The sequence below is a fragment of the Comamonas sp. HJ-2 genome (assembly GCF_053615495.1).
This window is the reverse complement of the sequence record NZ_JBSIFD010000023.1, coordinates 66719-90726: the sequence shown is the minus strand read 5'-3', so window position 1 is coordinate 90726 and position 24008 is coordinate 66719. Positions and strand designations below refer to the sequence as shown.

At 61.4% G+C, this 24008-nt stretch carries 21 protein-coding genes; 12 read left to right on the top strand and 9 right to left on the bottom strand.

Annotated features, from left to right (window positions below; all coding sequences use genetic code 11):
* Positions 1-152: 152 nt before the first annotated feature.
* Positions 153-569 carry a lactoylglutathione lyase gene (gene gloA / locus ACWGXF_RS18650; RefSeq protein WP_177340804.1) on the top strand — a complete coding sequence of 139 codons (417 nt, stop codon included), beginning with the start codon at positions 153-155 and terminating at the stop codon, positions 567-569.
* A gap of 146 nt (positions 570-715) precedes the next feature.
* On the top strand, positions 716-1243 hold the full coding sequence (locus ACWGXF_RS18645; protein ID WP_012838351.1) for a nuclear transport factor 2 family protein: 528 nt from the start codon (positions 716-718) through the stop codon (positions 1241-1243).
* Between the two features lie 78 nt (positions 1244-1321).
* Here ACWGXF_RS18645 and ACWGXF_RS18640 read toward each other — a convergent pair whose 3' ends face one another.
* The gene (locus tag ACWGXF_RS18640) at positions 1322-1846 is read right to left on the bottom strand and encodes an OmpA family protein (RefSeq protein ID WP_256630457.1); all 525 of its coding nucleotides are present in this window, start codon (positions 1844-1846) and stop codon (positions 1322-1324) included.
* A gap of 300 nt (positions 1847-2146) precedes the next feature.
* On the opposite strand from ACWGXF_RS18640, the gene ACWGXF_RS18635 reads away from it, so the two are divergent.
* The gene (locus ACWGXF_RS18635) at positions 2147-2776 is read left to right on the top strand and encodes a gamma-glutamylcyclotransferase (protein ID WP_087864983.1); all 630 of its coding nucleotides are present in this window, start codon (positions 2147-2149) and stop codon (positions 2774-2776) included.
* 102 nt (positions 2777-2878) lie between these two features.
* Positions 2879-3490 (top strand): superoxide dismutase family protein, encoded by a 612-nt coding sequence (locus tag ACWGXF_RS18630; protein ID WP_256630456.1) that lies wholly within the window; start codon positions 2879-2881, stop codon positions 3488-3490.
* A 143-nt stretch (positions 3491-3633) separates the two neighbouring features.
* On the opposite strand, the gene ACWGXF_RS18625 is transcribed toward ACWGXF_RS18630, so the two are convergent.
* On the bottom strand, positions 3634-4248 hold the full coding sequence (locus tag ACWGXF_RS18625; protein WP_256631243.1) for a nucleotidyltransferase family protein: 615 nt from the start codon (positions 4246-4248) through the stop codon (positions 3634-3636).
* Between the two features lie 34 nt (positions 4249-4282).
* Here ACWGXF_RS18625 and pdxH point away from each other — a divergent pair, with 34 nt between their 5' ends.
* Positions 4283-4930 (top strand): pyridoxamine 5'-phosphate oxidase, encoded by a 648-nt coding sequence (pdxH, locus tag ACWGXF_RS18620; protein WP_041744111.1) that lies wholly within the window; start codon positions 4283-4285, stop codon positions 4928-4930.
* A 123-nt stretch (positions 4931-5053) separates the two neighbouring features.
* Positions 5054-6133: a tyrosine-type recombinase/integrase gene (locus tag ACWGXF_RS18615; RefSeq protein ID WP_202787432.1), complete on the top strand. Its 1080-nt coding sequence runs from the start codon at positions 5054-5056 to the stop codon at positions 6131-6133.
* Positions 6134-6195: 62 nt separating this feature from the next.
* Here ACWGXF_RS18615 and ACWGXF_RS18610 read toward each other — a convergent pair whose 3' ends face one another.
* The 3 genes from ACWGXF_RS18610 to msrA all read right to left on the bottom strand — a co-directional run bounded on the left by ACWGXF_RS18610 (position 6196) and on the right by msrA (position 9624).
* The gene (locus ACWGXF_RS18610; RefSeq protein WP_256630455.1) at positions 6196-8331 is read right to left on the bottom strand and encodes a TonB-dependent receptor domain-containing protein; all 2136 of its coding nucleotides are present in this window, start codon (positions 8329-8331) and stop codon (positions 6196-6198) included.
* 156 nt (positions 8332-8487) lie between these two features.
* A complete protein-coding gene (locus ACWGXF_RS18605) occupies positions 8488-8907 on the bottom strand; it encodes a hypothetical protein (RefSeq protein ID WP_012838343.1) in 420 nt (139 codons plus the stop codon).
* Between the two features lie 180 nt (positions 8908-9087).
* Complete coding sequence (msrA, locus tag ACWGXF_RS18600; RefSeq protein ID WP_039051019.1) at positions 9088-9624, bottom strand: peptide-methionine (S)-S-oxide reductase MsrA; 537 nt, start codon at positions 9622-9624, stop codon at positions 9088-9090.
* Positions 9625-9811: 187 nt separating this feature from the next.
* Here msrA and ACWGXF_RS18595 point away from each other — a divergent pair, with 187 nt between their 5' ends.
* The 5 genes from ACWGXF_RS18595 (at position 9812) to ACWGXF_RS18575 (ending at position 17065) form a co-directional block, all read left to right on the top strand.
* Positions 9812-11062: an efflux RND transporter periplasmic adaptor subunit gene (locus ACWGXF_RS18595; protein WP_256630454.1), complete on the top strand. Its 1251-nt coding sequence runs from the start codon at positions 9812-9814 to the stop codon at positions 11060-11062.
* Entirely contained in the window at positions 11063-14317 is a 3255-nt protein-coding gene (locus tag ACWGXF_RS18590; RefSeq protein WP_256630453.1) for an efflux RND transporter permease subunit, read from the top strand.
* Between the two features lie 22 nt (positions 14318-14339).
* Positions 14340-15050 carry a protein-L-isoaspartate O-methyltransferase family protein gene (locus ACWGXF_RS18585; protein WP_004340917.1) on the top strand — a complete coding sequence of 237 codons (711 nt, stop codon included), beginning with the start codon at positions 14340-14342 and terminating at the stop codon, positions 15048-15050.
* 117 nt (positions 15051-15167) lie between these two features.
* Entirely contained in the window at positions 15168-15515 is a 348-nt protein-coding gene (locus ACWGXF_RS18580; protein ID WP_034355938.1) for a rhodanese-like domain-containing protein, read from the top strand.
* Positions 15516-15598: 83 nt separating this feature from the next.
* Positions 15599-17065, top strand: coding sequence for a TolC family outer membrane protein (locus ACWGXF_RS18575; protein ID WP_452102250.1), 1467 nt, complete (start codon positions 15599-15601; stop codon positions 17063-17065).
* A gap of 81 nt (positions 17066-17146) precedes the next feature.
* On the opposite strand, the gene ACWGXF_RS18570 is transcribed toward ACWGXF_RS18575, so the two are convergent.
* From ACWGXF_RS18570 to ACWGXF_RS18555, 4 genes are all read right to left on the bottom strand, one after another.
* Positions 17147-18451, bottom strand: coding sequence for a 3-deoxy-D-manno-octulosonic acid transferase (locus ACWGXF_RS18570; protein WP_256630452.1), 1305 nt, complete (start codon positions 18449-18451; stop codon positions 17147-17149).
* 18 nt (positions 18452-18469) lie between these two features.
* Positions 18470-19858 (bottom strand): phosphomannomutase/phosphoglucomutase, encoded by a 1389-nt coding sequence (locus ACWGXF_RS18565; RefSeq protein WP_256630451.1) that lies wholly within the window; start codon positions 19856-19858, stop codon positions 18470-18472.
* A 244-nt stretch (positions 19859-20102) separates the two neighbouring features.
* Positions 20103-21995, bottom strand: coding sequence for a propionate--CoA ligase (locus tag ACWGXF_RS18560; RefSeq protein WP_054075910.1), 1893 nt, complete (start codon positions 21993-21995; stop codon positions 20103-20105).
* 363 nt (positions 21996-22358) lie between these two features.
* Entirely contained in the window at positions 22359-22961 is a 603-nt protein-coding gene (locus ACWGXF_RS18555) for an isochorismatase family protein (protein ID WP_004340903.1), read from the bottom strand.
* A 374-nt stretch (positions 22962-23335) separates the two neighbouring features.
* Between ACWGXF_RS18555 and ACWGXF_RS18550 the strand changes: the two genes are divergently transcribed.
* Positions 23336-23962 (top strand): C40 family peptidase, encoded by a 627-nt coding sequence (locus ACWGXF_RS18550; protein ID WP_034349623.1) that lies wholly within the window; start codon positions 23336-23338, stop codon positions 23960-23962.
* The last annotated feature ends 46 nt before the right edge of the window (positions 23963-24008 follow it).

Genomic DNA, 24008 nt, shown 5'->3' with positions numbered 1-24008 from the left:
CTGATGGGCGCTAGTGGTGCTGCTACTGCTGCCGTAGCAAACGTGGCTCAAAGCGCCGGGGGTATGTATATTATGTTAAATATCATCCCAATAGGGCAATCTACCGACCCCTGTTCATATGCAACTCCAAACCTGCTGGCAAAATAGTGACCATGCGATTCCTCCACACGATGCTGCGCGTTGGCAATCTCCAGCGCTCTATTGATTTCTACACCAACGTCATCGGCATGCAACTGCTGCGCACGTCCGAGAATCCCGAGTACAAGTACTCGTTGGCCTTTCTTGGCTTCGAAGGCGGTAACCCAGGTCAGGCGGAAATTGAGCTGACTTACAACTGGGGAACCGAGAGCTATGACATGGGCACGGCTTACGGTCATATTGCTCTGGGTGTGCCCGATGCCTATGCCGCCTGCGAGAAGATCAAGGCCGCCGGCGGTAATGTGACCCGTGAGGCAGGCCCCGTCAAAGGCGGCAGTACCGTGATTGCTTTTGTAACGGATCCCGACGGCTACAAGATTGAACTGATCCAACGCAAAGATGATCTGGGCGCCGGCACCGGCCTGCGTTAATTCTCTTCTTCAGATTCCTAGACTGAGCGGCACATGGTTGCCGCTTTTTTTTTGCTTGAATTGACTACCTATCGTCCAAACATGGGTTTTCAGTTATTGGCCTGCACTCAAGACTCAGTACTCCAACACCAATCAGGAGACAGGCAATGAGTGACTCGGTTCTGGAGCAACTCCAGCAGCGTTTGCAGCATCTTGAGGATATTCAGTCGATACAGGCTTTGAAGGCCCGGTACTTGCGAGCCTGCGATCAGAAGCAGCCGAATGCCATGCGTGAGTGCTTTGTGGAGCATGGCGCAGTCATCGAGGCTGATGGTTTTCCGGCTTTTACGGATCGCGAAGAATGGGTGGAAACCTTCACCAGGCTGGCGGTTGCCAACCCGTCCATCCAGGACATGCACCACGGCCACAACCCTCAGATCAGCTTTACGGGAGCTGATAGTGCGAAAGGCTTGTGGGATCTGGAGTTCTGCCAGATCAATGTCAAGGAACGCACCATCGTCAATCTCTCAGGTCAGTACAGCGATGAGTACGAGCGCATCAACGGGTGCTGGCAGATCCGTTCCATGCGCTTTGCGCGGAGATCGTTTGTCATGCGCCAGGTCGATGGGGGCGGCATTGAAAGAGTCATTGCCCTGGGCAAGCCTCCGGCAACTGGATTCATTGAAAACAACTGATCCTTGCTCTGCTGCAAATACTAAAAAGCCCGATACAGCGAATGCCATATCGGGCTTTGTGCAAGAGAACTGGGTTTATCAGTCGGCCAGAATCACTTCCACACGGCGAGCTTCGGCGTTGGAGCCATCCGCCTGAGTTTGCTCGGGCTTCTTCAGCTCGACCTTGTCTTCAGCCACGCCCAGTGCCACCAGGGCGGCCTGCACGGCTTGCGCACGTTGCTTGGCCAGTTCGGCGTTGATTTCAGCACTGCCGGTTGCATCATGGAAACCGGAGATCACAGCGCGCTTGCCTTCGGCCACGCCCTTGACCACATCGCTCAGCGCTTCGTTGGCGCCAGCGGCCACTTCCGCCTTGCCCGAGACAAAGTAGAACTTGACCACACCGTTTTCCACGACCACGCGGGCAGTTTCTTCAACCACCACCACAGGCACGTTGGTCGCGCTGGGCGCGGACACTGCTGCCTCGGCCTTGGGAGCATGGGAAATGCCGCGCTTGTAGACGACGGTGCCGACGACGGTGGAGACAACCAGAGCGATCAGGGCAAACAGAAAACCCAGGGCAAAGCGTTGTTGGCTATCGTCGTCAGAGCTGTTGAAGGACATGAATGAAATCTCCGTATTTGCGGGTGATTATGAAAGTACGAAACCTGTATTCATGACGCTTTGCGGCCGGCTACATGCTTCAGGCTCACAAAGCGACAAAACCAGGCATTCTAGAGGTTTGCCGTGAAACGCCCTAACGGCGGCTGCGGCTGCAATCGCAAAAAAGATTCAAATCTCGGACATTTCACTGCGGGAAAGCGTTGCTTTTACGCCTTCGCGCATGTGCAGGTGCACCGACGGCGCGTCCGCGCGTTATATATCAAAGTCAATTCAGCTCTGAATCCGGTTTGAGGAGTTTCCATGTCCGCCCTGCCCTTGTTGAACCATTCCACGCGTGATGCCGACCAGATGCTGGAGCGGGCTCTGGCGCAGTGGGGAGGCGATGAGGATTTGTGGATTTTTGGCTATGGCTCCCTGATCTGGCGTCCCGAATTCGACTTCAGTGAACGCCGTTCGGCCCATGTGCATGGCTGGCATCGTGCCCTCAAAATGTGGAGCACCATCAACCGTGGCACGCCCCAGGTTCCAGGCCTGGTGTTTGGCATGCTCTCGGGCGGCAGTTGCCAGGGCATGGCCTTCCGTATTCCGCGCAACCAAGGCGATACCGTAATGCGCAAGCTTTGGCTGCGTGAGATGCCCAATGCCGTTTATGACCCGCGCTGGCTGCCTTGCCGCACGCCGCATGGTGCCGTGAGGGCCCTGGCATTCACGCTCTCGCGCCAAAGCCCGCACCACACCGGCGAGCTGGCGCCGGATGAATACCGGCGCATCTTCTCTCAGGCCCAGGGCATATATGGCACAACGCTGGACTATGCACAGGCCACTTTTGAGGAGCTGCAACGACTGGGCATTGACGACAAAGCGCTCAAGCGCTTGCTGGCCTATGCGGACTTCCAGCAAGCCAGCTGCCCATCTGCTGCTGCTATTTGAAACGTAGCTAACATCGCTCTACTGTATTGGTCTGCAGAGCAAGAAAGCTTGAAATTCTGGCGATCCGGGGCACAATGGCCTTTTGATTTCGGAAAGACTGCCATGTTCCCCAACCGTGTTGCCGCCCTCTTTTCGCGCCCTGCCTGGGCAGGTTTGACGCTTGCAGCAAGCTTGGCCGTGACAGCCTGCTCCACGACCAGCAACACGGCCGCGCCCTCTTCTTCGGAGACGACTCCCGCAGCAACTCTCAACAAAGGCGTTCAATCGATTGCACGTCTGGAAGCCACCAAGGGCAGCCAGGTAACGGGCACTGTGCAGTTCTTCCCACAGCCTGACGGTAGCGTGCGAGTAAAAGGCCGCGTGGAAGGGCTTGCGCCGAATAGCGAGCACGGCTTTCATGTCCATGAAAAAGGTGACTGCTCCAGCGGCGACGGCTTGAGCGCCGGTGGCCACTTCAACCCTGGACATCAGGCGCATGGCAAATTCGGCGACAGCAAGGCCCATCACATCGGTGACCTGCCCAGCCTGGATGCTGATACCCAAGGCGTGGCGGCTATCGATTTTGTGAGCAAGGAACTCAAGCTGGATAGAGGCAGCAACGGCATTCTGGGTCGATCACTGATCGTGCACAACGATCCGGATGACTACACGACCCAGCCCACCGGCAATTCAGGCGCGCGCCTGGCTTGTGCCGTGATCGAGCGCGGCGCCTAAGCCTGCGCTCGCCTGAAAAATGAGTAGCGGGCGTGCATTTCAAGGACCAGGCCAGGCAGCCGGAACCGGGGCTTGCCTGATAGACGAACTCGGCAAATTCAAAGGCTACCGCGTCAGGCCCTCCCTCAGGGGCTTCTAGACAATCAAGAATTGCGCGCCTGCCAGATCCTGCGCGCCTCTTCCAAGGCCTGGACGGTGTCCACATCAAGCACGCAGCCTATGTCATCGCAGTCCCAGCGCCGCAGACGCTGATTCTCCGCCGCGTTGCGCACGATGGAGGCTGCGCCCAGATCGCCGCTGAGCTCAACAAGCTCCTTCGCAGCTGCACAACTGAAAGCCACAGGATGGCCCTTCTGGCCCTGATAAAAAGGTTGGATCACACGCAGCTCGCGACTCTCCAGCTGTGCCAACTGCAAAGCCAGTTGTTGCAGCGTGCTGGCTTGAATCAAGGGCAAATCTGCAGGCAGGACCAGCCAGCCATTGGCGCCGGCTGTGGCCTTGACGGCCGCCGCAATGCTGTCGCCCATGCCGGGGTGCGGCCCGCGTTCCAGATACCAGGGCAGACCGGAGGCCTGCACTGCAGCCAGAGTGGTCTGTAAAACGGTTTGCTGGCCCAGCATGGCTTGAAGCTTGTGGCTTGAGCCGCCTGATGCGAGAAATCGATCGCCTCTGCCCGCAGCAAGAACCAGCACGCAAGGCTGACCTGGAGCGATTGAGGGAGCGCGCAAAACTTCTTGATTCATATTGCTGTCGAGCATAACGCCGGCTTTGGCTGCGCGGCACAATGTGAACATGAGCAGCCTATCTTCATCCATTGCCGATCTGCGCAAAAGCTATGAACGCGCAGAGCTGAGCGAATCCGCTTCCAACCAGAATCCCCTGCAGCAGTTCGACCAATGGCTGCAGGAAGCCGTGAGAGCCCAAGTGCCGGAGCCCAATGCCATGACTGTGGCGACCGTGAGCGGTGACCTGCGACCCAGCACGCGTATTGTGCTGATCAAAGGTTATGACGAGCGTGGCATTGTCTGGTACACCAACTACGACAGCCGAAAAGGCCTGCAACTGGCGGGCAATCCATTCGCTGCCCTGCAATTTCACTGGGTAGAGCTGGAGCGCGTGGTGCGCATCGAAGGCCGTGTGGAAAAGGTCAGTGCCGAAGAAAGCGATGCCTACTTTGCCAGCCGCCCGCTTGACTCCAGAATTGGGGCCTGGGCCAGTCCACAAAGCCAGGTCATCAGTGGCCGCGGCGTGCTGGTGGCCAACGCCGCCAAATACAGCGCGCAGTTTTTGCTCAACCCTCCCCGGCCTCCCCACTGGGGCGGTTTCCGTCTGGTGCCCGAGCGGTGGGAATTCTGGCAGGGACGCAAGAGCCGGCTGCATGACCGTCTGAGCTACCGCCAGGAAGGTCAACACTGGATTCGTGAACGACTGGCTCCCTGAGAAATGGGAGGGCGCAGCGACGGAAAGCGCCCTCTTCGCTGATTACTTTAGGCTTGCGGTTGAGTGAATGTATTCTTATTGGTAGTCATGAATATTTCATGTAAGTTACATTAAAATCATCACATGCAAGATATAGACATTCCGGATCTGCAGTCACCAGACCCATCCACTCTGCCAACAGGAAGCCAGCTGTTTCGCGACTGGCTCGAGCATGAGGGCAGCAAGAGTTGGGATGCGCTGGATACCTCTCCTGACGGCAACTATGAAAAGGTCTGGCAGGCCTGGTTGATGCATTTGTCCGGGCAGGCACCGATCTCTGGCAAGGAGCGCCCTGCGCGCAGGCAACGTTCTTCAAAGCCCTGGCATCAGGCAACCGAGCTGGATGTGCAGAGCTTTTTGCAGATACGCGATGGCCAGCGTGCGCACCACCACCCAGAACGCAAGATCAGTCCGGTCACCCGCCGCCGCTACTGGCGGCTGCTGGAGCGCATCTACGATCATGCGATGGAGCACGGCTGGATCAGCGCCAACCCAGCAACCGGTCTCGAGCCGGCTGAACGCCCTCCCTCCGAGGACGGCAAGGGCCATTGTCTGCCTCCCCTGCTCTGGCAGTCACTGCCAAGGCACTTTCCCAGCGCCGACGGCTATCAGGACGCACGCGACCGCGCCATTGTGTTGCTGCTCTACGAGCTGGCTCTGGCCCCCGAGGAAGTGCGCTGCCTGCTCTGGAAGAACCTGCTTTCAAGCGCCGATCAGGTCTGGCTTGGCAGCTCGGAGAGCATTGCGAACGGAGAGTCGCCCCTGCCCCGCCACCTGCAGATAGAAGGCGGTAGAAATGCTCAGCAACGGCTACTTGAGCTGCCCGACTCCGTGGCTCAGGCCCTGCAAAGCTGGAGAAGATTCAGCGCCGCACAGCGCGGGCCGTCCGTGATTGACGGCAACCATATCGTTTTCTATTCGCGCCGTGGCGGCGAACTGTCGGTACGCATGCTGTTCCATGTGGCCTCGCAGATCATTCAGCGCGCCCATCAGGCCCAGCCCGAGGACAGCCAGAAATTTCCGCTGCAGCGCGTAGGGCCGCAGGTCTTGCGCAACACGGCCATCGTGCAATGGCTGCGCGCCGGCGTGCCCGAATCGGAAGTGATTGCCAGGATCGGCGTGGACAGCACACGTTCCCTGCGCCATCTGCAGCACTATCTATAGCCACGGCATCCGACCCTGGCCCAAACCTGGGCCGGATGCGGCTTAATTCAGCTGAAGCCGGATCAGAAATCCATTCTCAGACCGACCACCAGATTGCGACCCGTCAACGGGGCTGCACTCTTAATGAACGAGGTTGCAGCGTAGGCCAGACGGTTGGTGAGGTTCTGGCCCTTGACATAGAACTGCCACTGGTTGCCACCACTCTTCCAGAGGTAGCTGGCGCCCAGGTTCAGCATGCCATAGCCCGGCGTCTGGGTTTCGTACTGGGCCGTGCGGTTCTGGCGCAGCACCTGTGTCCATTCAGCCATGGTGTCCCAGCCGGCCAAACGCGCGTTCACACGCAAGCCGGCACGCAATGCCGGAATGCGTGGCAGCGCAGAGCCGTCTTCCAGACGCGCACGCACGCCGTCGCCAAACACACTCAGGCTCAACTCGCGACTCAGGCGCTGGCTCAGCTGAGCCTCCCAGCCCGTAAAGCGCGCATTGCCCTGGGTGTATTGCAGCAGCTGCAACCCTTCGTGAGCATCCAGCGTGGCGCCGTAGATATAGCCCTCGATGCGGTAGTGATAGGCATTGAGCTTCCAGGTCGTATCACCGGCCGTCTTGGCCAGGCCCAGGTCCAGCGCCTGCGAGCGCTCGCGCGACAGATTGGGATTGCCGATTTCGTAGGTTGCCGTGGCCATGTGCAGGCCGTTGGCAAACAGCTCTTCGGCCGTGGGCATGCGGCTGCCGCTGGTGAACGAGGCCGATGCGCTATAGCCGGGCTGGAACTTCCAGGCCGTGCCCAGCGACGCCGAAGTGGCGCTGTGGCTGCGACGCTCGTTGCTCAGCTCGGCCTCCACGCGTTGGCGGTCGTGGCGCAAGGCTCCCTGAAAGCTCCAATCCTGCCAGCGGTATTCCTCCAGCAGATAGAGGCTGTGGCGCTGGGTATCCGTGGGCTGCACATAGGCCTCTTCGCCCGTGGCGCTGAAGCGGCGCTTGAGGGTTTGCAGACCCAGCGTGCCACGCCAGCCTGCGATGGGTTCATGCTCCATCTCCAGGCGCAGGTCATGGGCCTTGTTTCTGAACTGAGTGGCCACGCTGCCATCCTCGATCTCGTCGTGGCGGTAATTGGTCAGGCCCCCGCGCAGACGCAGTGCGGCGATGCCGGCGGTGGGCTTGCGCCATTCGCCGCGCAGATCCCAGCGCTCGCTGGTCAGATCGACCACGGGCACACTGCCGCCTTCCTCATGATCATGGTCGTGGTCATGCCCATCATGGGAGCCGCAATGCAGATGATCGCCATGTGCGTGGCAGCCTTCGAAGCTGTGCTGATGGCCTGGCAAGCCGTACTTGGCCTGCTGCCGCGTGTAGGCCAGGCCCAGATAGCCCTGATTGCCTACCCAGGACAGGCCCACGCTGCCCGTGTTGCCGCGGCTGAAGCTGCCCGGAACCTTGCTCTGGCCCCAGCCGCTGCCCACGCGATAGTCTCCCGCGTTGCGGGCCACGCCTTCGGCATGCAGCACCAGCTGGCCGTTATCGTTCTTGAGCGGCGTGGCCGTGGTCAGGGAGAAGGCCCCGGCCGACATGCCTGCCGCCGTGCCGGCCTGCACCTCGGCCGAACCTTCCAGGCCCTTCTCAGGCACCCGGGTCGGAATCTTGCCGTCCAGCACATTCACCACGCCCCCCATGGCGCCGGGGCTGTAGAGCAAAGCTGAAGGGCCGCGCAGCACTTCGATCTGATTGGCCAGCAGCGGCTCGGTGGTCACCGCATGGTCGGGGCTGACCGTCGAGGCATCGAGCAACTCCGAGCCATCGCTGAGCACGGAGACCCGCGCGCCATCCATGCCTCGAATCACGGGGCGGCTGGCTCCCGCACCGAAATGGCTGGCATTGATGCCCGGCTCGGCCGCCAGGGTCTCGCCCAGGGTCGCGGCACGGCGCAGGCGCAGTTCCTCTTCACCGAGCACCTGGACGGGCGTGGCCATATCGCCGGCGGCCATGCCGGTCGCCGATACGGTCACCTCCGCCAGGCTGGACTCTTGCTTGGCCGCATCGGACTGCGCAAAGACCAGAGGTGAGCAGGCCAGCAGGCCCAGGCCTGTACCCAGAGCCAGCCCGCGCCCTGCCGGCTGCAGCGCTTCGATGGCGCGGGCCAGAGCCGACTTGGAAGAACGGTGCAAGGAATGGGCGGAAGAATTCAAAAAACGTTGAGACATCTCAGTTCCACAAACGACCGTGCGCACGCAGGCGGTCAAAAGTGCGCACGAAATTCAATAAAAACAGCCTGTAGTGCTTGTGTACAAAGCGCTGAAAGCTATCAATTTTGAGGTTTCTGGCAGCAGCAAACAGACCATGCAAAGCATGGCCCGAGCTTAGGCCAGGGATCTGAGAAACTGCGGAGGCGCGCGCGCAGCCAGCGGCGCGGCAATGAAGATGGCTCTGGGTTCAGGAGCAAACGGCCGGGGAATGAAGCTGTCAGGAGCGGGCGCACTGAAGGCCTTAATGGCCACAGGCCCGGCATAGCCATGACTGGCCTGATCCAGCAACTGACATTCGGCCGGGCCGTGACCCGCAAACAGCGCATGGACCCAGCCCTGATCCGGGGCGCAGCCGCTGTTGTCACTCTGGCAGTCGCCAGCCGCAGCCACAGCCGACGAGGTTGGCTGCACATGGCTGTGCGCCACATAGGACTTTGCCGGGACTGTATTGACCGCGTGAACTGCACGGTGCATCTGGCCAAGCGTCGGGCCCAGCACCATGGCCAGGGCCAGCAGGCCCATCAGCCAGCGCATCACCCAGATTTCACGCAGGCTGGCGCAACCGCCAGCGGACGCTGGACGGCTGTTTCTGCGTAGATGGGAGTGATGTGACACGTTCAGGAGCAAATGCGGTCTTGGGCGAAACGGCTGCAGCAAAGCTGCCGGGGGTTGCAAAGTGTATCTGCACTGCGGGTCGTGCGCAGCAAGCCAGGCTTAATCCTTGAGCCAGCGCGAAAACGCTTTCTGGAATTTCTGCACCTTGGGTCCCACCACAAAAGCGCAATAGCCCTGGCCCGGGTGCTGCAGGAAATAGTCCTGGTGATAGTCTTCGGCAGGCCAGTAGTTGGTCAAGGGCTCGATCTGAGTGACCATGGGCGCATCAAATGCTTTTTCATTCTGCATTTCCTGCATCAATGCCTGTGCCTCGGCCGTTTGCTGCGCATCGGTGGTGAATATCGCGCTGCGGTACTGCGTGCCCACATCGTTGCCCTGGCGGTTCAGCGTGGTCGGATCATGGGTGCCAAAGAAGATCAGCAGCACATCGCGCAGGCTGATGACGGCGGGATCGAAGTCAAGTTTCACTACCTCGGCATGACCGGTCTGTCCGGTACAGATATCGTCGTAGCTGGGATGGTCCAGGTGGCCATTGGCATAGCCGCTCTCCACATCGACTATTCCGCGTACACGGTCGAAGACGGCTTCGGTACACCAGAAGCAACCTCCGCCCAGATAAATGGTTTCCGCTGCCATCACCGGCTCCTTGGTTTTTAAGACGCGTCAAGCGTAGCTCAAATCAACTACCCATTTTCACCAATGACAGCGATTGCGGCGTCGCTATGCTGCAGGGCGCCCACTACACTTGCAATACAAGCCGTGCCTGGCGCACCTACCATGTGGCGCATAGAACAGAAAAACCTGCCTCAGAGGGATACACACCATGAAGCGTTCCGGCCGCTGGGCCTTGAGTCTGGCCCTGATCGGCTTGCTGGTCGTCATAGGCTGGCGCGCAGTCGTCAATCTGCAGCATAAAAAACAGGCCCCGAACCATGCTGCGGTTCCGCAGGAGCTGCCCATACAACTGGCTGCCCAGGAGGTTCTGACGGTCCAGCCCCTTCAGCTTGCCTTGAGCGTTCCGCTCAACGGTGTGGTGCAGGCGGTGAACTCGGCCGTGGTCAAGGCCTATGTCGCGGGCGAACTGCGCGGCCTGACGGTGCGTGAAGGAGATAGCGTCAGCAAGGGCCAGCAGTTGGCTCGCGTTGATGCCACGGAGGCCGAGGCACGCTGGCGCCAGGCGAAGCAGCAGGCCGATGCCTCCAGAGCCCAGTTGGCGATTGCCCAGCGCAACCAGGACAACAATGCGGCCCTGGTGCAAAAAGGCTTTATCTCCACCACGGCACTGCTGACCTCGCAGGCCAACCTGGATTCGGCCCGCGCCAACCTGGCCGCCGCCCAGGCCGCCGCCGATGCGGCCCGCAAGTCCGTCACCGACGCCGTCATCACCAGCCCCATGAGCGGGCAGATCGCCCAGCGCTTTGTCCAGAACGGCGAGCGCGTTGGTGTGGAAGCGCGCATCGTCGAAGTCGTCGATCCGGCCAAGCTGGAAATCATGGCCCAGCTCGCTCCCGCAGATTCGGTACAGGTTCAGGTCGGCCAGATGGCCGAGCTGCAAGTGCCCGGTGCCCCCCAGGACATGACGGCCATCAGAGCCCAGGTGGTGCGCATCAATCCCAGCGCCCAGACCGGCTCGCGCACTGTGGCGGCCTATCTGGCGGTACAAGAGGACGAAGCCGCCAAAAACAATAGCAGTCAACACATTCCACAGTTACGCCCCGGCCTGTTCCTGCAGGGAAGCATACTGACCGGCAACGCCAGCCAGCTAGCCGTGCCTCTGGCCTCCGTGCGCACCGACAAGCCCCAGCCCTATGTGCAAGTGCTGCAAGCGGGCAAGCCTGCCGTGGCCGCAATCGCACCGGAGCATGCACAGGAAATCTCCAGCCGCACAGAGCTTCGCGTGATCCACAAGACCGTGGAGCTGGGACGCCAGTCCGCCCATGAAGGCGCAACCTGGGTTCAGATCCTCAAGGGCCTGAATGCGGGCGACCGGATACTGGCTGGCAGCACCGGCGGCCTGCGCGAAGGCACGCTGGTCGAAGAATCGGCCGAGCCAGTCAGCAGCGGGAGCCGGTAAATGTGGTTCACGCGCATCAGCCTCAAAAACCCGGTGCTGGCCACCATGCTCATGCTGGCCTTTGTGGTGCTGGGAATTTTTTCCTACCAGCGGCTCAAGGTTGACCAGTTCCCGAACATCGAGTTTCCCGTGGTGGTGGTCACGGTCGAGTATCCGGGCGCCTCGCCCGAGATCGTCGAGAGCGAGGTCACCAAGAAGATAGAGGAAGCCGTCAACTCGGTCGCCGGCATCAATGCCCTCACCTCGCGCAGCTACGAAGGCACCAGCGTCGTCATCATCGAGTTCCAGCTGCATATAGACGGTCGCCGCGCTGCCGACGATGTACGCGAGAAGGTCGCCTCGGTGCGCCCCACGCTGCGTGACGAGGTCAAGGAGCCGCGCGTCATCCGCTTCGACCCGGCCAGCACGGCTGTCTGGTCGCTGGCCGTGCTGCCAGACCCCCATGCCCTGCACGGCGAGACCGCAGCCAATGGCCAGAGCGTGACACCGCCCGACGCGATTGCGCTGACGAGCTGGGCCGACCAGGTGCTGAAAAAGCGGCTGGAGAACGTGCGCGGCGTGGGCGCCGTGAACATGGTGGGAGCCACCAAGCGCGAAATCAATGTCTATCTGGACCCGCAGGCGCTCGAGGCCTACTCCATTACCCCCGAGCAGGTTGCCCAGGCGGTGCGTGCCGAGAATCAGGATCTGCCTGTGGGCGCGATCCGCTCCAAGGCCCAGGAACGCGTGGTGCAGATCGATGCCCGCATTCAGCGCCCCGAGGAATTTGCCCGCATCATCGTAGCCTACCGCAACGGCGCCCCGATCCGCGTCGGCCAGTTGGCCCGCGTGCAGGACGATGCGCAGGAGCTGCAGACCCTGGCGCTGTACAACGGCGGCCGCACTCTGCTGATGTCGGTGCAAAAGGCCCAGGACGAGAACACCATCGAGGTGGTCGACGGCCTGAACGCGGCGATCAAGGCCATCGCCCCCGAGCTGCCGCCCGGCGTGCGCCTGCAGGCGATTGCCGACAACTCGCGCGCCATCCGCGTGGGCGTGGACAACGTGCGCCAGACGCTGATCGAGGGTGCCTTGCTCACGGTGCTCATCGTTTTTCTGTTTCTGAACTCCTGGCGCTCCACGGTAATCACGGGGTTGACGCTGCCGATTGCCTTGATCGGTACCTTCCTCTTCATGTACTGGTTCGGCTTTTCCATCAATATGGTCACGCTGATGGCGCTATCGCTGTGTGTGGGTTTGCTGATCGACGATGCCATCGTGGTGCGCGAGAACATCGTGCGCCATGTGCAGATGGGCAAGAACGCCTATCAGGCCGCCATGGAAGGCACGCAGGAGATCGGGCTGGCCGTGCTCGCCACCACGCTTTCCATCGTCGCCGTATTTCTGCCCATAGGCTTTATGGGGGGCATCATCGGGCAGTTCTTCCATGAGTTCGGCATCACCATCGTGGCGGCCGTGCTGATCTCCATGTTTGTCAGCTTCACGCTGGACCCTATGCTCTCCAGCGTCTGGCATGACCCGGCAATCCACGCCCATGGCGAACATGGCAGCAAAAGCCTGTACGACCGCACGCTGGGACGCGTGACGGCCTGGGTGGAGCGCATGAGCGATCGGCTCTCGGACTTCTATCAGGGCATACTGCGCTGGTCGCTGGCTCACAAGCTGCTCACCCTGGCGCTGGCATTCATTATTTTCATAGCAAGCATCGCTCTTGTACCCTTGCTTGGCACCGAATTTGTGCCCAAGGCGGACTTCTCGGAAACTTCGATCAGCTTCAACACCCCCGAAGGCTCCTCGATCGAAGCCACCGAAGCCAAGGCCAGGCAGGTGACGGACATATTGCGCGCCTTGCCCGAGGTGCGCTACACGCTGACCACCATCAACACCGGCAATGCCAACGGCAAGAACTACGCCAATATCTATGTGCGCCTGGTTGACCGCCACCAGCGCAGCCGCAATGTGGACGAGATTTCGGCCTATCTGCGCCCCAGGCTGCAGGCGATTGCAGGCATCAAGCTCACCCATGTGGGCCTGCGCGAGGCCGTGGGCGGGCAAAAGCAGGTCGAGCTCTCGCTCATGGGCCCGGATCTGGACGAACTGGGCCGCCTGAGCCAGATCGTGCAGGAGCGCATAGCCGACATCCCGGGCCTGGTCGATCTGGACTCCAGCCTCAAGCCCAACAAGCCCATGGTCAATATCGAGGTCCATCGCGATGCCGCAGCCGACCTGGGCCTGTCGATAGGCAATATGGCCGGCGCGCTGCGCACCTGGGTGGCCGGCCAGACGGTGGGCAACTGGCGGGCCAGCGACGACCAGACCTATGACGTGAACGTGCGGCTCGAGCCCGAGGCGCGCACCACGCCCCAGGACCTGGAGCGCCTGCCGTTTGCACTGTCGGCAGGAGATGGCGGCATGCGCATCGTGCGCCTCAACCAGGTCGCCAGCGTGGTGGACAGCACCGGCCCCAGCCAGATCAACCGCCGCAATCTCAACCGCGAGGTCGCCATCAATGCCAATGTCTATCTGCGCAGCACGGGCGAGGTCACTGCCGATATCAAGCAGGCGCTGGCCACCATTCCCATGCCGCCCGGCTACAGCTACCAGTTCAGCGGCGCGGCCAAGAACATGGCCGAATCCTTTGGCTACGCGATTTCCGCGCTGATGCTGGCCATCATCTTCATCTACATGATTCTGGCCAGCCAGTTCAAGAGCTTTCTCCAGCCCCTGGCACTCATGACCTCACTGCCCCTGACACTGATAGGCGTGGTGCTGGCCCTGATGATGTTCGGCTCGGCCCTGTCCATGTTTTCCATCATCGGCGTGGTCATGCTCATGGGTCTGGTGACCAAGAACGCCATTTTGCTGGTGGACTTTGCCATCCGCGCCCGCGAGCCCCGTACCAACGAGGCCAGCGGCCAGACCGAGCCGGGCCTGCCGCGCAACGAAGCGCTGCTGCTGGCGGCCCGCGTGCGCCTGCGCCCGATCCTGATGACCACGCTGGCCATGATCTTCGGCATGGTGCCGCTGGCCTTTGCGGTCACCGAGGGCTCCGAGCAACGCGCCCCCATGGGTCAGGCCGTGATCGGCGGCGTCATCACTTCCTCGCTGCTGACCCTGGTCGTGGTGCCCGTGGTGTACTGCTATCTCGATGATTTTGCCAACTGGATGCGCCGTAAATGGTCTGGCGCCCCCTCAAAAAGCGCTGAGCCGCCGCACGAAGCCTCCGAGGCTCGTAGAATCGATGGTTTGTCCTGATAAGTCTTTCCCCGGAGATACCATGGCCCTGCCAATGAATGCCCAAGTGGACCCGCGCGATGTGCACGCGCAGGCTCGTTTCAACATGATCGAACAGCAAATCCGCCCCTGGAACGTGCTGGACGAGTCCGTGCTGGAGCTGATGGGCAAGGTCCACCGTGAAGACTATGTGTCGCCCGAATACGCGAACATGGCCTATATGGACATTGAAGTCCCCCTGAAGGGCACGGCCGAAGAAGCTGCCGCCAAAGGCTGGCACATGCTGGCACCCAAGATCGAAGCGCGCATGCTGCAAGACGTGAAGATCAAGCCCACCGACCGCGTGCTCGAGATCGGCACCGGCTCAGGCTATATGGCAGCCCTGCTGGCCGCCCAGGCCAAGGAAGTCGTGACGCTGGAGATCGACCCCGAGCTGGCCGAAATGGCCCGTGAGAATCTGCTCAGCGCCGGCGTCAAGAATGTCGAAGTCAAGCTGGCCAACGGTGCCACCGCGTCCCTGGCTCAGGGCGCGTTCGACGTGATCGTGCTCAGCGGCTCGGTGGCCCAGGTTCCCGATGCCCTTTACGCCCAGCTCAACGAAGGCGGCCGTATTGCCGCCATCGTCGGTCACATGCCCGTGATGCGCTTCACGCTGGTGACCAAGAACGGCAACAATTTTGAAGTCCAGCAACCCTGGGATACCGCGGCCACCCGCCTCGTGGGTTTTGAAGAGCCTTCGCGCTTCTCGTTCTAAACGCTTGTTGCGTTCGCCCTGCTTGCTGCGCTGCGACTCGGCGGTGCAGCAAGCAGGGCCTGTCTTTCAGTGTCAGGGCCGGCCCGCAGATTCGACGGCCGGCCACCAGGAGTTTTTATGTTGACCCAGGTCTTGCCCGCCCAGTTCCAGCAATGGCTGGCTTCTCATGCCGCGAATGGCGTCAGGCCCGTGGTGCTGGATGTGCGCGAACCCTGGGAAGTCACCCTGGCCAGCATTCAGCCCGGCGAGGGCTTCGAGTTGCGCTGCATTCCCATGCACGACATCCCCGGCCGTCTGCAGGAGCTGGACCCAGACCACCCCGTCGCCTGCCTGTGCCACCATGGCGCACGCAGCATGAGCGTGGCTGCGTTTTTGCTCAACAACGGCTTTGAGGACGTCAGCAACATCACCGGCGGCATTGACGCCTGGTCGCTCAGCGCCGACCCGGGCGTTCCCCGTTATTGAAAGATTGCCGGGCCTATTGCTCGGACAATCCAGAGCTTTGTTGAGTTTTCCGTTGTGATCGAGACCGCCCAACCCTGACATCTATGACCAAGCTGCCCAGGCCCCTGCAAGCCCCCTCCGCCCACGCGCTGCGTGCCATTTCCTTGGGAGTTTTGCTGGCATGGGCCGGCGCTCAGACACAGGCCCAGACCTTGTCGGAGCTGGTGGCTCAGGCCCGCGGCTATGACGCTTCATGGCAGGCCCAGCAAGCCGATGCGAGAGCTGCGGCCAGCCGCGCCGATCAGGCCCTGTCCGGGCTGCTGCCCAACGTGGGTCTGACGGCGGGAGCCAACCGCACCCATGTCGACATTCACACCTCGGTGCCCGTGCCCGGCATGGCCAGCAGCTTCAACAACACGCAGCAGAACGTGCAGCTCAGCGCCCAGCAGCCGCTGTATCGCCCCGCCAACAAGATTGCCTACGAGCAGGGGCAGCGCGGCGTGGATGTGGCCCAGGCTCAGCTGGATGCAGCCGCACAAAACCTGATCGTGCGTGTGGCCCAGGCCTATTTCGATGTGCTGGCAGCCCAGGACAGCGTTCAGGTCGCCCAGTCGCAAAAGCAGGCCATCAGCACCCAGCTCGAGATGGCCAAGCGCAATTTCGAAGTCGGCACGGCCACCATCACCGACTCGCGCGAAGCCCAGTCCCGCTTTGACCTGGTCACAGCCCAGGAAATCGCCGCGCAAAATGACCTGCAGGTCAAGCGCGTTGCCCTGGGTCAGCTCGTGGGCCGCGTTGGCATCCAGCCCACGCCGCTGGCTGCACCGCTGACCCTGCCCAGGGTGGAGCCCGACAATATGCAAGACTGGGTGGACAAGGCCCTGGCCGCCCAGCCCCAGTTGCGCCAGGCCCAGCTGGCCCTGGACATAGCCAGGCTGGACACGCAGAAGGCCGAGGCCGGCCACAAGCCCACCGTGGACCTGCAGGCCGGTTATGTGGTCAACCGTTATCCCAACGGCTCCATGACTCCCTCCATTCCCCTAAGCTATCGCACCAACGCAGCCCAGATCGGTGTGGTCATGAACATGCCACTGTTTGCGGGCTTTGCGGTGCAGAACCGCATCCGGGAAACCGTGGCGCTGGAGGAAAAAGCCAGCGCCCAGCTCGACGATGCCCGCCGCAGCGTGGAGCAGGCCACACGCACGGCCTTCCTCGGCGTGCAGTCCGGCCAGGCTCAGGTCAAGGCGCTGGAAGCCGCTCTCGCCTCCAGCCAGAGTGCGCTGGAGGCCAACAAAATGGGTTATGAGGTTGGCGTGCGCATCAATATCGATGTGCTCAATGCCCAGAGCCAGGTCTACCAGACCGAGCGCGACCTGGCCAATGCGCGCTATCAGGTGTTGCTTGGCCAGCTCAAGCTGCGCCAGGCCGCAGGCGTGCTCAGCGACGATGATCTGCGCATGATCGACGCACTGACACGCACGCCCGGCATTGCCCCGGCTGCGGCAACAAGGCCAGCCGTTACAGGCAGCATGGCTGCTGCACGGCCTGTGGCCAGAACGCTCAAGCGTTAAGACCGGTCGAGAGGCAGGATTTCAGGGTTCGACATCATATCGACTTAAAACCCTTACCCACAGGGCGCCATATGCTCCTAATCAAGGAGCTTTCATCAAGGCTTGAATCGCCTCGGCCGTGGCCGCGGCCGCACCGCGATTGCCCTGCATCATCTGCCTGCAGCTTTGTACGGCGGCCTGCAGACGGTCGGGCCTGGCCACCAGGTCCAGGGCCTGGCCCAAGCCCGCTCCCATATCCTGCACGCCCAGGGCTGCGCCGGCCTGCAGCGCCTGCTCCGAAGCCTGGCTGAAATTGAAGGTATGCGGCCCCAGTATCACGGGACAATCACAGGCCAGCGCCTCGATCAGGTTCTGCCCGCCCAGCGGCGCAAAGCTTCCCCCCATCAGGGCTGCCGATGCCAGGCCGTAATACAGGGGCATCTCGCCCAGCGAATCACCAATCCAGATCGCGCCGGACTGCAGAGGAGGCCTCTGCCCCCACCGACTGCGCCGCGAAACAGCAAAGCCCGCTTTGCCCAGCAAGTTCTCCACCTCGGCAAAGCGCTGAGGATGACGCGGAACGACCAGCCATTGCACTGTCGTTGCAGCATCGCCCAGGGCCTTGAGCGCATCAATGAACATCGCTTCCTCACCCTCGCGGCTGCTGGCAAACAGCAGCACGGGGCGCGCCAACGCAGTGCGCCATTGCGCGGCCCTGGCAAGCTGGACGGCATCGGGCTGCACATCGAATTTGAGATTACCCAGCACCGCATCCACATGGGCGCCTACATTGCGCAGGCGCTTGGCATCGGCCTCGGTCTGCGCCCAGACAGCAGCCAATGCGGCGTATGCAGGGCGAGACAGAGGCCTGACTCTAAGAGCACCGGCTTCGGATTTCTCGTTCAGACGAGCATTGGCCAGGGCCAGAGGAATGCCTGTGTTGGCACAAGCCGCAATCAGATTGGGCCAGATCTCGGTTTCCATCAGCACGCCCACGGCAGGCTGGAACTGCGCGATAAAACGCCTGGTGGCGCCCAGGGAGTCCCAGGGCAGCCAGGCCTGCACATCGCCCGGGAGCAACAGCTTTGCGCCCTCCTCTCGGCCAGTCGCTGTGCTGTGCGTCAGCAGCAGACGCATGGTCGGCATGCGCTCGCGCAAGGCCTTGATCAGAATGGCGGCAGCTCGGGTCTCGCCCAGCGACACCGAATGAATCCACACCCATCGGCCGCGTCCATCGCGCCCCAGATCTGCAGGCTGGTAATGGCCAAAGCGCTCCGGTACGGCCACGCCGTAGCCCGGCTCAGCGAGCGCTCTGCGTCGCAGCTTGCGCCGCAGCAGAGGCTGCACCGCCCAGGCCAGTGCACTGAACAGCGCACGGGCAAAGCTCATGGGAGCTGGTCTGGCCATGCTTGAGCGCTGCTGCTATCAGTGCGCAGAAGCGCCCACCTGGGCGTCGGGCTTGACGCGTTTGAGCAAGGCCAGCATCTGCGCTTCGATGCGCTGCAAGGCTTGCTGTGTGTGGCCTTCAAAGCGCAGCACCAGCACCGGCGTGGTGTTGCTGGCACGGATCAGGCCGAAGCCGTCGGCCCAGTCCACGCGCAGGCCGTCAATGGTGCTGACCTGGGCAGGTTCGGCAAACTCCGTGGCAGCGAGCGCCTGCAGCTCGGCCGCCAGACGATGGGGCTCGCCTTCGGCACAGGCCACATTGAGTTCGGGCGTGGAGAAGCTGGTGGGCAATGCGTTGAGCACTGCGCTGGGGTCGGTTTCGCGGCTGACGATTTCGAGCAGACGGCAGCCGGCGTAGGTGCCATCGTCAAAGCCGTACCAGCGCTCCTTGAAAAAGATATGGCCACTCATCTCGCCGCCCAGCGGCGCGCCCAGCTCCTTCATGCGAGCTTTGACCAGCGAATGGCCGGTCTTGTACATCACGGCCTTGCCGCCTGCAGCTTCGATCTCGGGGGCCAGACGCTGGGTGCACTTGACGTCGAACACGATGGAGCCGCCAGGCACACGCGAAAGCACATCCTTGGCGAACAGCATCATCTGACGGTCGGGGAAGATGTTCTGGCCGTCCTTGGTCACAATGCCCAGACGGTCGCCGTCACCGTCAAAGGCCAGACCCAGCTCGGCATCGCTGGTCTGCAGGGCCTGGATCACATCGCGCAGGTTCTCGGGCTTGCTGGGGTCTGGATGATGATTGGGGAAGTTGCCGTCGACTTCAGAGAACAGCTCAATCACCTCGCAGCCCAGCTGCCGGAAGATGGCGGGCGCCGACGCACCGGCCACGCCGTTACCGCAGTCCACCACGATCTTCATGGGCCGCGCCAGCTTCACGTCGCCCACGATGCGGGCGGTGTAATCGGCGAGCACATCAGCACGGCTGATCTGTCCGGCACCAGTGATCGTCCAGTCCTCGGCTTCCATGCGCACGCGCAGGGCCTGGATTTCCTCGCCATAAATGGCGCGGCCTGCCAGCACCATCTTGAAGCCGTTGTAATCCTTGGGGTTGTGGCTGCCCGTCACCTGAATGCCGCTGGTGCACAAGGTCGCGGCCGCAAAGTACAGCATGGGCGTGGTGGCCAGGCCGATGTCGATCACATTCACACCCACATCGGTCAGGCCCTGCATCAATGCCTCCGACAGCGCGGGACCCGACAGACGTCCATCACGGCCCACCGCTACGGTTTTTTCGCCGGCTACCAGCGCTGCCATGCCGAATGCGCGGCCTATGCCACGGGCGACTTCTTCAGTCAGTGTCGACGGCACGATGCCGCGAATGTCATAGGCCTTGAAGATGGAGGATGCAATTTGCACAACAGCTCTTTCTCGAAGTTTTTCAATTCCATGGCGCCAGACAGTGGACTGCGCGGCGCGATCGGGCGATTTTAGGCTGCAAACAGCAAGGCCTGCGCCTTGATGGTCGCAGGCCTTGTATTCAAATATCCCCTGAGTCGCTTCGAGTCTTCCCTGAGGGGACGACGGACTTTGCTGCGGGGTGGGCCTTGCCTGGGCTGTGGTGATTTTGAGAGCCATCACCACAGGCTACGGCTTGCTGAAGTTACAAGCGTTGCTGGACCTGAGCCAGGGCCGCAGGATCTTCCATGGTGCTCAGATCACCAGGGTCACGGCCTTCGGCCACGGCCTGCAGGGCCCGACGCAACAGCTTGCCGCTGCGCGTCTTGGGCAGAGCCGTGACGAAAATCACGCGAGACGGACGCGCAACCGCACCCAGACGCGAGTCGACCAGCTTCATCACATCGGCCTCCAGGGCCTTGCTGGACACCTCATCTGCCACCAAGGCCGCATCGCGCACCACGGCAAAGGCCAGCGCAGCCTGGCCCTTGAGATTGTCGGCAACGCCAACCACCGCCACTTCGGCAATCAGGGCATGGGCAGAGATGCTCTCCTCGATCTCGCGCGTGCCCAGGCGATGGCCTGCCACATTGATCACATCGTCGGTACGGCCAAGGATGAAGTAGTAGCCATCCTCGTCGCGGATGCCCCAGTCAAAGGTGCTGTAGATCAGCCGACCCGGAATGCTCTTCCAGTAAGTGTTGACAAAGCGGTTGTCGTCACGCCAGACCGTCTGCATGCAACCGGGCGGCAGCGGACCTTCGATCGCCAGCACGCCCTTCTGATTCGCCTGGGTCAACTCCTCGCCGCTGGCGTCATCGATGAGCTTGACGTTGTAACCGTAGACCGCCCGGCCCGGACTGCCAAAACGCGTGGCCTGCTTTTGCACGCCGTTGCACAGCGTCATGATGGGCCAGCCGGTCTCGGTCTGCCAGTAGTTGTCGATGATGGGCTTGTTGATGGCCTGGCTGATCCAGGTCGCAGTGGGCTCGTCAAGCGGCTCGCCGGCCAGCCACAGGGCCTTGAGGCTGGAGATGTCGTAGCGCTTGAGGTAATCCGCATCATGCTTTTTGAGCACGCGAATCGCCGTCGGCGCCGAGAACATGTGCGTGACCTTGTATTTCTCGACAATGCTCCACCAGATGCCGGCATCGGGGTTGACTGGCAGGCCCTCATACATCACCGTAGCCATGCCCGCAATCAACGGCGCATAGATGATGTAGCTATGACCCACGACCCAGCCTATGTCGCTGGTGCAGAAGAAGGTCTGTCCGGCCTGGGCATCGAAGATATGCGGCATGCTGGCCGCCAGCGCCACGGTATAACCGCCCGTATCGCGCTGCACGCCCTTGGGCTTGCCTGTGGTGCCGCTGGTATAGAGGGTGTAGCTGGGATGGGTTGACTCCACCCAGACGCAATCCACCTGCGCATTCATGTGCCGGGCGCGCAAGGCCGACCAATCATGGTCGCGACCTGCCTTCATGGGCATTTCAGCCAGCCCGCGGTTGACCATCAGCACGGCAGCGGGCTGGTGGCTGGATTGCCTGAGCGCTTCATCCAGCAAAGGCTTGTAAGCCACGACACGGCCGCCACGCGAGCCCGCATCAGCGCTGATGATGACCTTGGGTTCGGCATCATCGATGCGCGACGCCAGCGCGCCCGAGGCAAAGCCACCGAACACCACGGAGTGAATGGCGCCCAGACGCACGCAGGCCAGCATGGCAAAGCAGGCCTCGGCAACCATGGGCATATAGATCTGCACGCGGTCGCCTTTTTGCACACCCAGCGACTGCAGCACGGCGGCCATGCGGTTGACTTCCGCATGCAGCTCGCGGTAGCTGTAGACCTTCTCGGTCTGGGTTTCGGTGGAAATGGCGATCAACGCGTTCTGATCGCCGCGCTCTGCCAGATGGCGGTCAATGGCGTTATGGCAAAGATTCGTTGTGCCGCCCACAAACCATTTGGCGAATGGAGGGTTGCTGTAGTCACAGATCTGCTGCGGCTTCTGCTGCCAATCGATCAGGCCGGCCTGCTCTGCCCAGAAGCCGTCGCGGTCATGAATGGAACGCTGATAAAAATCTTCGAAACGCGTGGTCATGAATATGTCTCCTTGACTCTCCGTCTTCTGCAGAGAGTTTTCTGAATTCATAATTATTCATAACGCGCTTGCCAAAAACTGACAGCACTTTACTATCGCATCAACGCCGCATCAGAGCACCGGCCCAAGCACGTTCAGTTCCTGGGTCCCCCTTGAAACCATCTTTTAGGAATTCGTGTCCGCCGTGCCATGGGGTATGACATAGTGCTCCTGACTCCTCGGTGGACACCCCATGGAGACCATCTGCAAGCCAGGCAGTGATTCCTGGGATCTGAGCGCCACTGGATGGAAATGTGGCGATCAGCGCGCAGCCAAAAGAAAAAGCGCCCAGAAGGCGCTTATTTCCCGAATAGCTGCAAGCGATTACTTGACCAGAGCCAGCATCTCCTTGAAGGCAGGGTCTTCGCAGGTGCGCAGCCACTCGAACATCACCATCTCGGTGGTCACCAGCTCGGCGCCGGCACCTGCCAGACGGTCAAACGCCGCATCGCGGTTACGCTCGGTACGCGAGCCGCAAGCATCCGTCACCACCCACACATCGAACTCGTCTTCCAGCAGCTCCAGCGCCGTCTGCAACAGACAGACATGGGTTTCGCAGCCGGCAATCACCACCATATTGCGCTCGGGCGCCTGCTGCTGGGGCTTTTGCAGATGCTTGGGCAGGCTGCGCGCATTGCCGCCCTGCGGCTTGGCGGGAGGACGCAGCCATTCACCCAGCCCCTCCGGCACGGCGCTGAAATACATTTTCTCCAGCGTCTTCTGGCACAGCGCCTTCAGTTCCGCATTATTGGCGCCAAGGCGCGAGGGGTTCTGCTCAGTTCCCCAGACAGGCACATCCAGCAGCTGCGCCATCTTGGCCAGCTTGACGGCATTGGCCAGCGCTTGCGCGCCTTCGTGAATGACGGGCATCAGCTTGTCCTGGTAGTCCACCAGAACCAGTTGCGACTCGGAAGCTTCTAACAACATGGCAAATCTTTCTTAAAACCGTGTCAAGCCACTGCTAAAAAGCGCAGCGCTTGCGCAGGACAGACGCGCGGCACGCTGAGGAAGAGTGTCGCATCGGCTGCAATCGATGGCGCTATTGTCGCTGCAAGCGCATGCCGGGGTAGAAAGTCCGTCAATGCAACGCCTCTCGCATGTCAATACCATGAATTGGTGCATTCCCGACCCGCATTCACCAGAATGGGGAAATCACTTACTGCAATACGCTGCAAATTTGAGAGCAGCTCACGCAATAAGCTTATGCCCGCAGCTCACTTGCTGTGCTGCATCAAAAACCAAGAGAAAAAATTGGAAATAGAGCACCCATCCTACAAATGAACGTGTTACCCTCACGCCCCATGTCCCGATGGCTTATTGCACTTCTATTTGTCGGCGTTACCTCAGCGCACGCAGCGCCTAGCGAGCAGCGTGACGACGACATGGCCCAGTTGCTGGTCAACCGCGGCCTCATCACCCAGTTGCGTGAAGCTCGACACTCCGTGGCCGAGAAGACGACTGATTTCGTGCGCGAAGCACGTCAGAACGTGGCCGAAAAAACCTCCGATCTGGTGGTGACGGCCATGGGCTTTCTTGGGGTTCCCTATCGCCTGGGCGGCACCAATGCAGAAACCGGCTTTGACTGCAGCGGTTTTGTGCGGGCCATCTACTCCCAGACCATGGGCAAGGTTCTGCCTCGCGTCTCTGCCGAACAGGCCAATGCCACTCAGCAAATTGACCGCAGCGACCTCAAGCCCGGTGATCTGGTGTTCTTCAACACCATGCGCCGCACATTCAGCCATGTGGGTATCTACGTGGGTGATGGCAAATTCATCCACGCACCGCGCACCGGTGCCAGCGTACGTGTGGAAAGCATGCAGACCTCCTACTGGGCTCGCCGCTTTGACGGCGCCCGCCGCGTCGAAGGTGCTGACGCTTCGGCAACCACGGCTGCTGCATATAGCGCCCTGGGTCCATTGCAGCCTTGATTTTGAATCAGCGCTCGACCAAAACGCCTGCTTTCTGCAGGCGTTT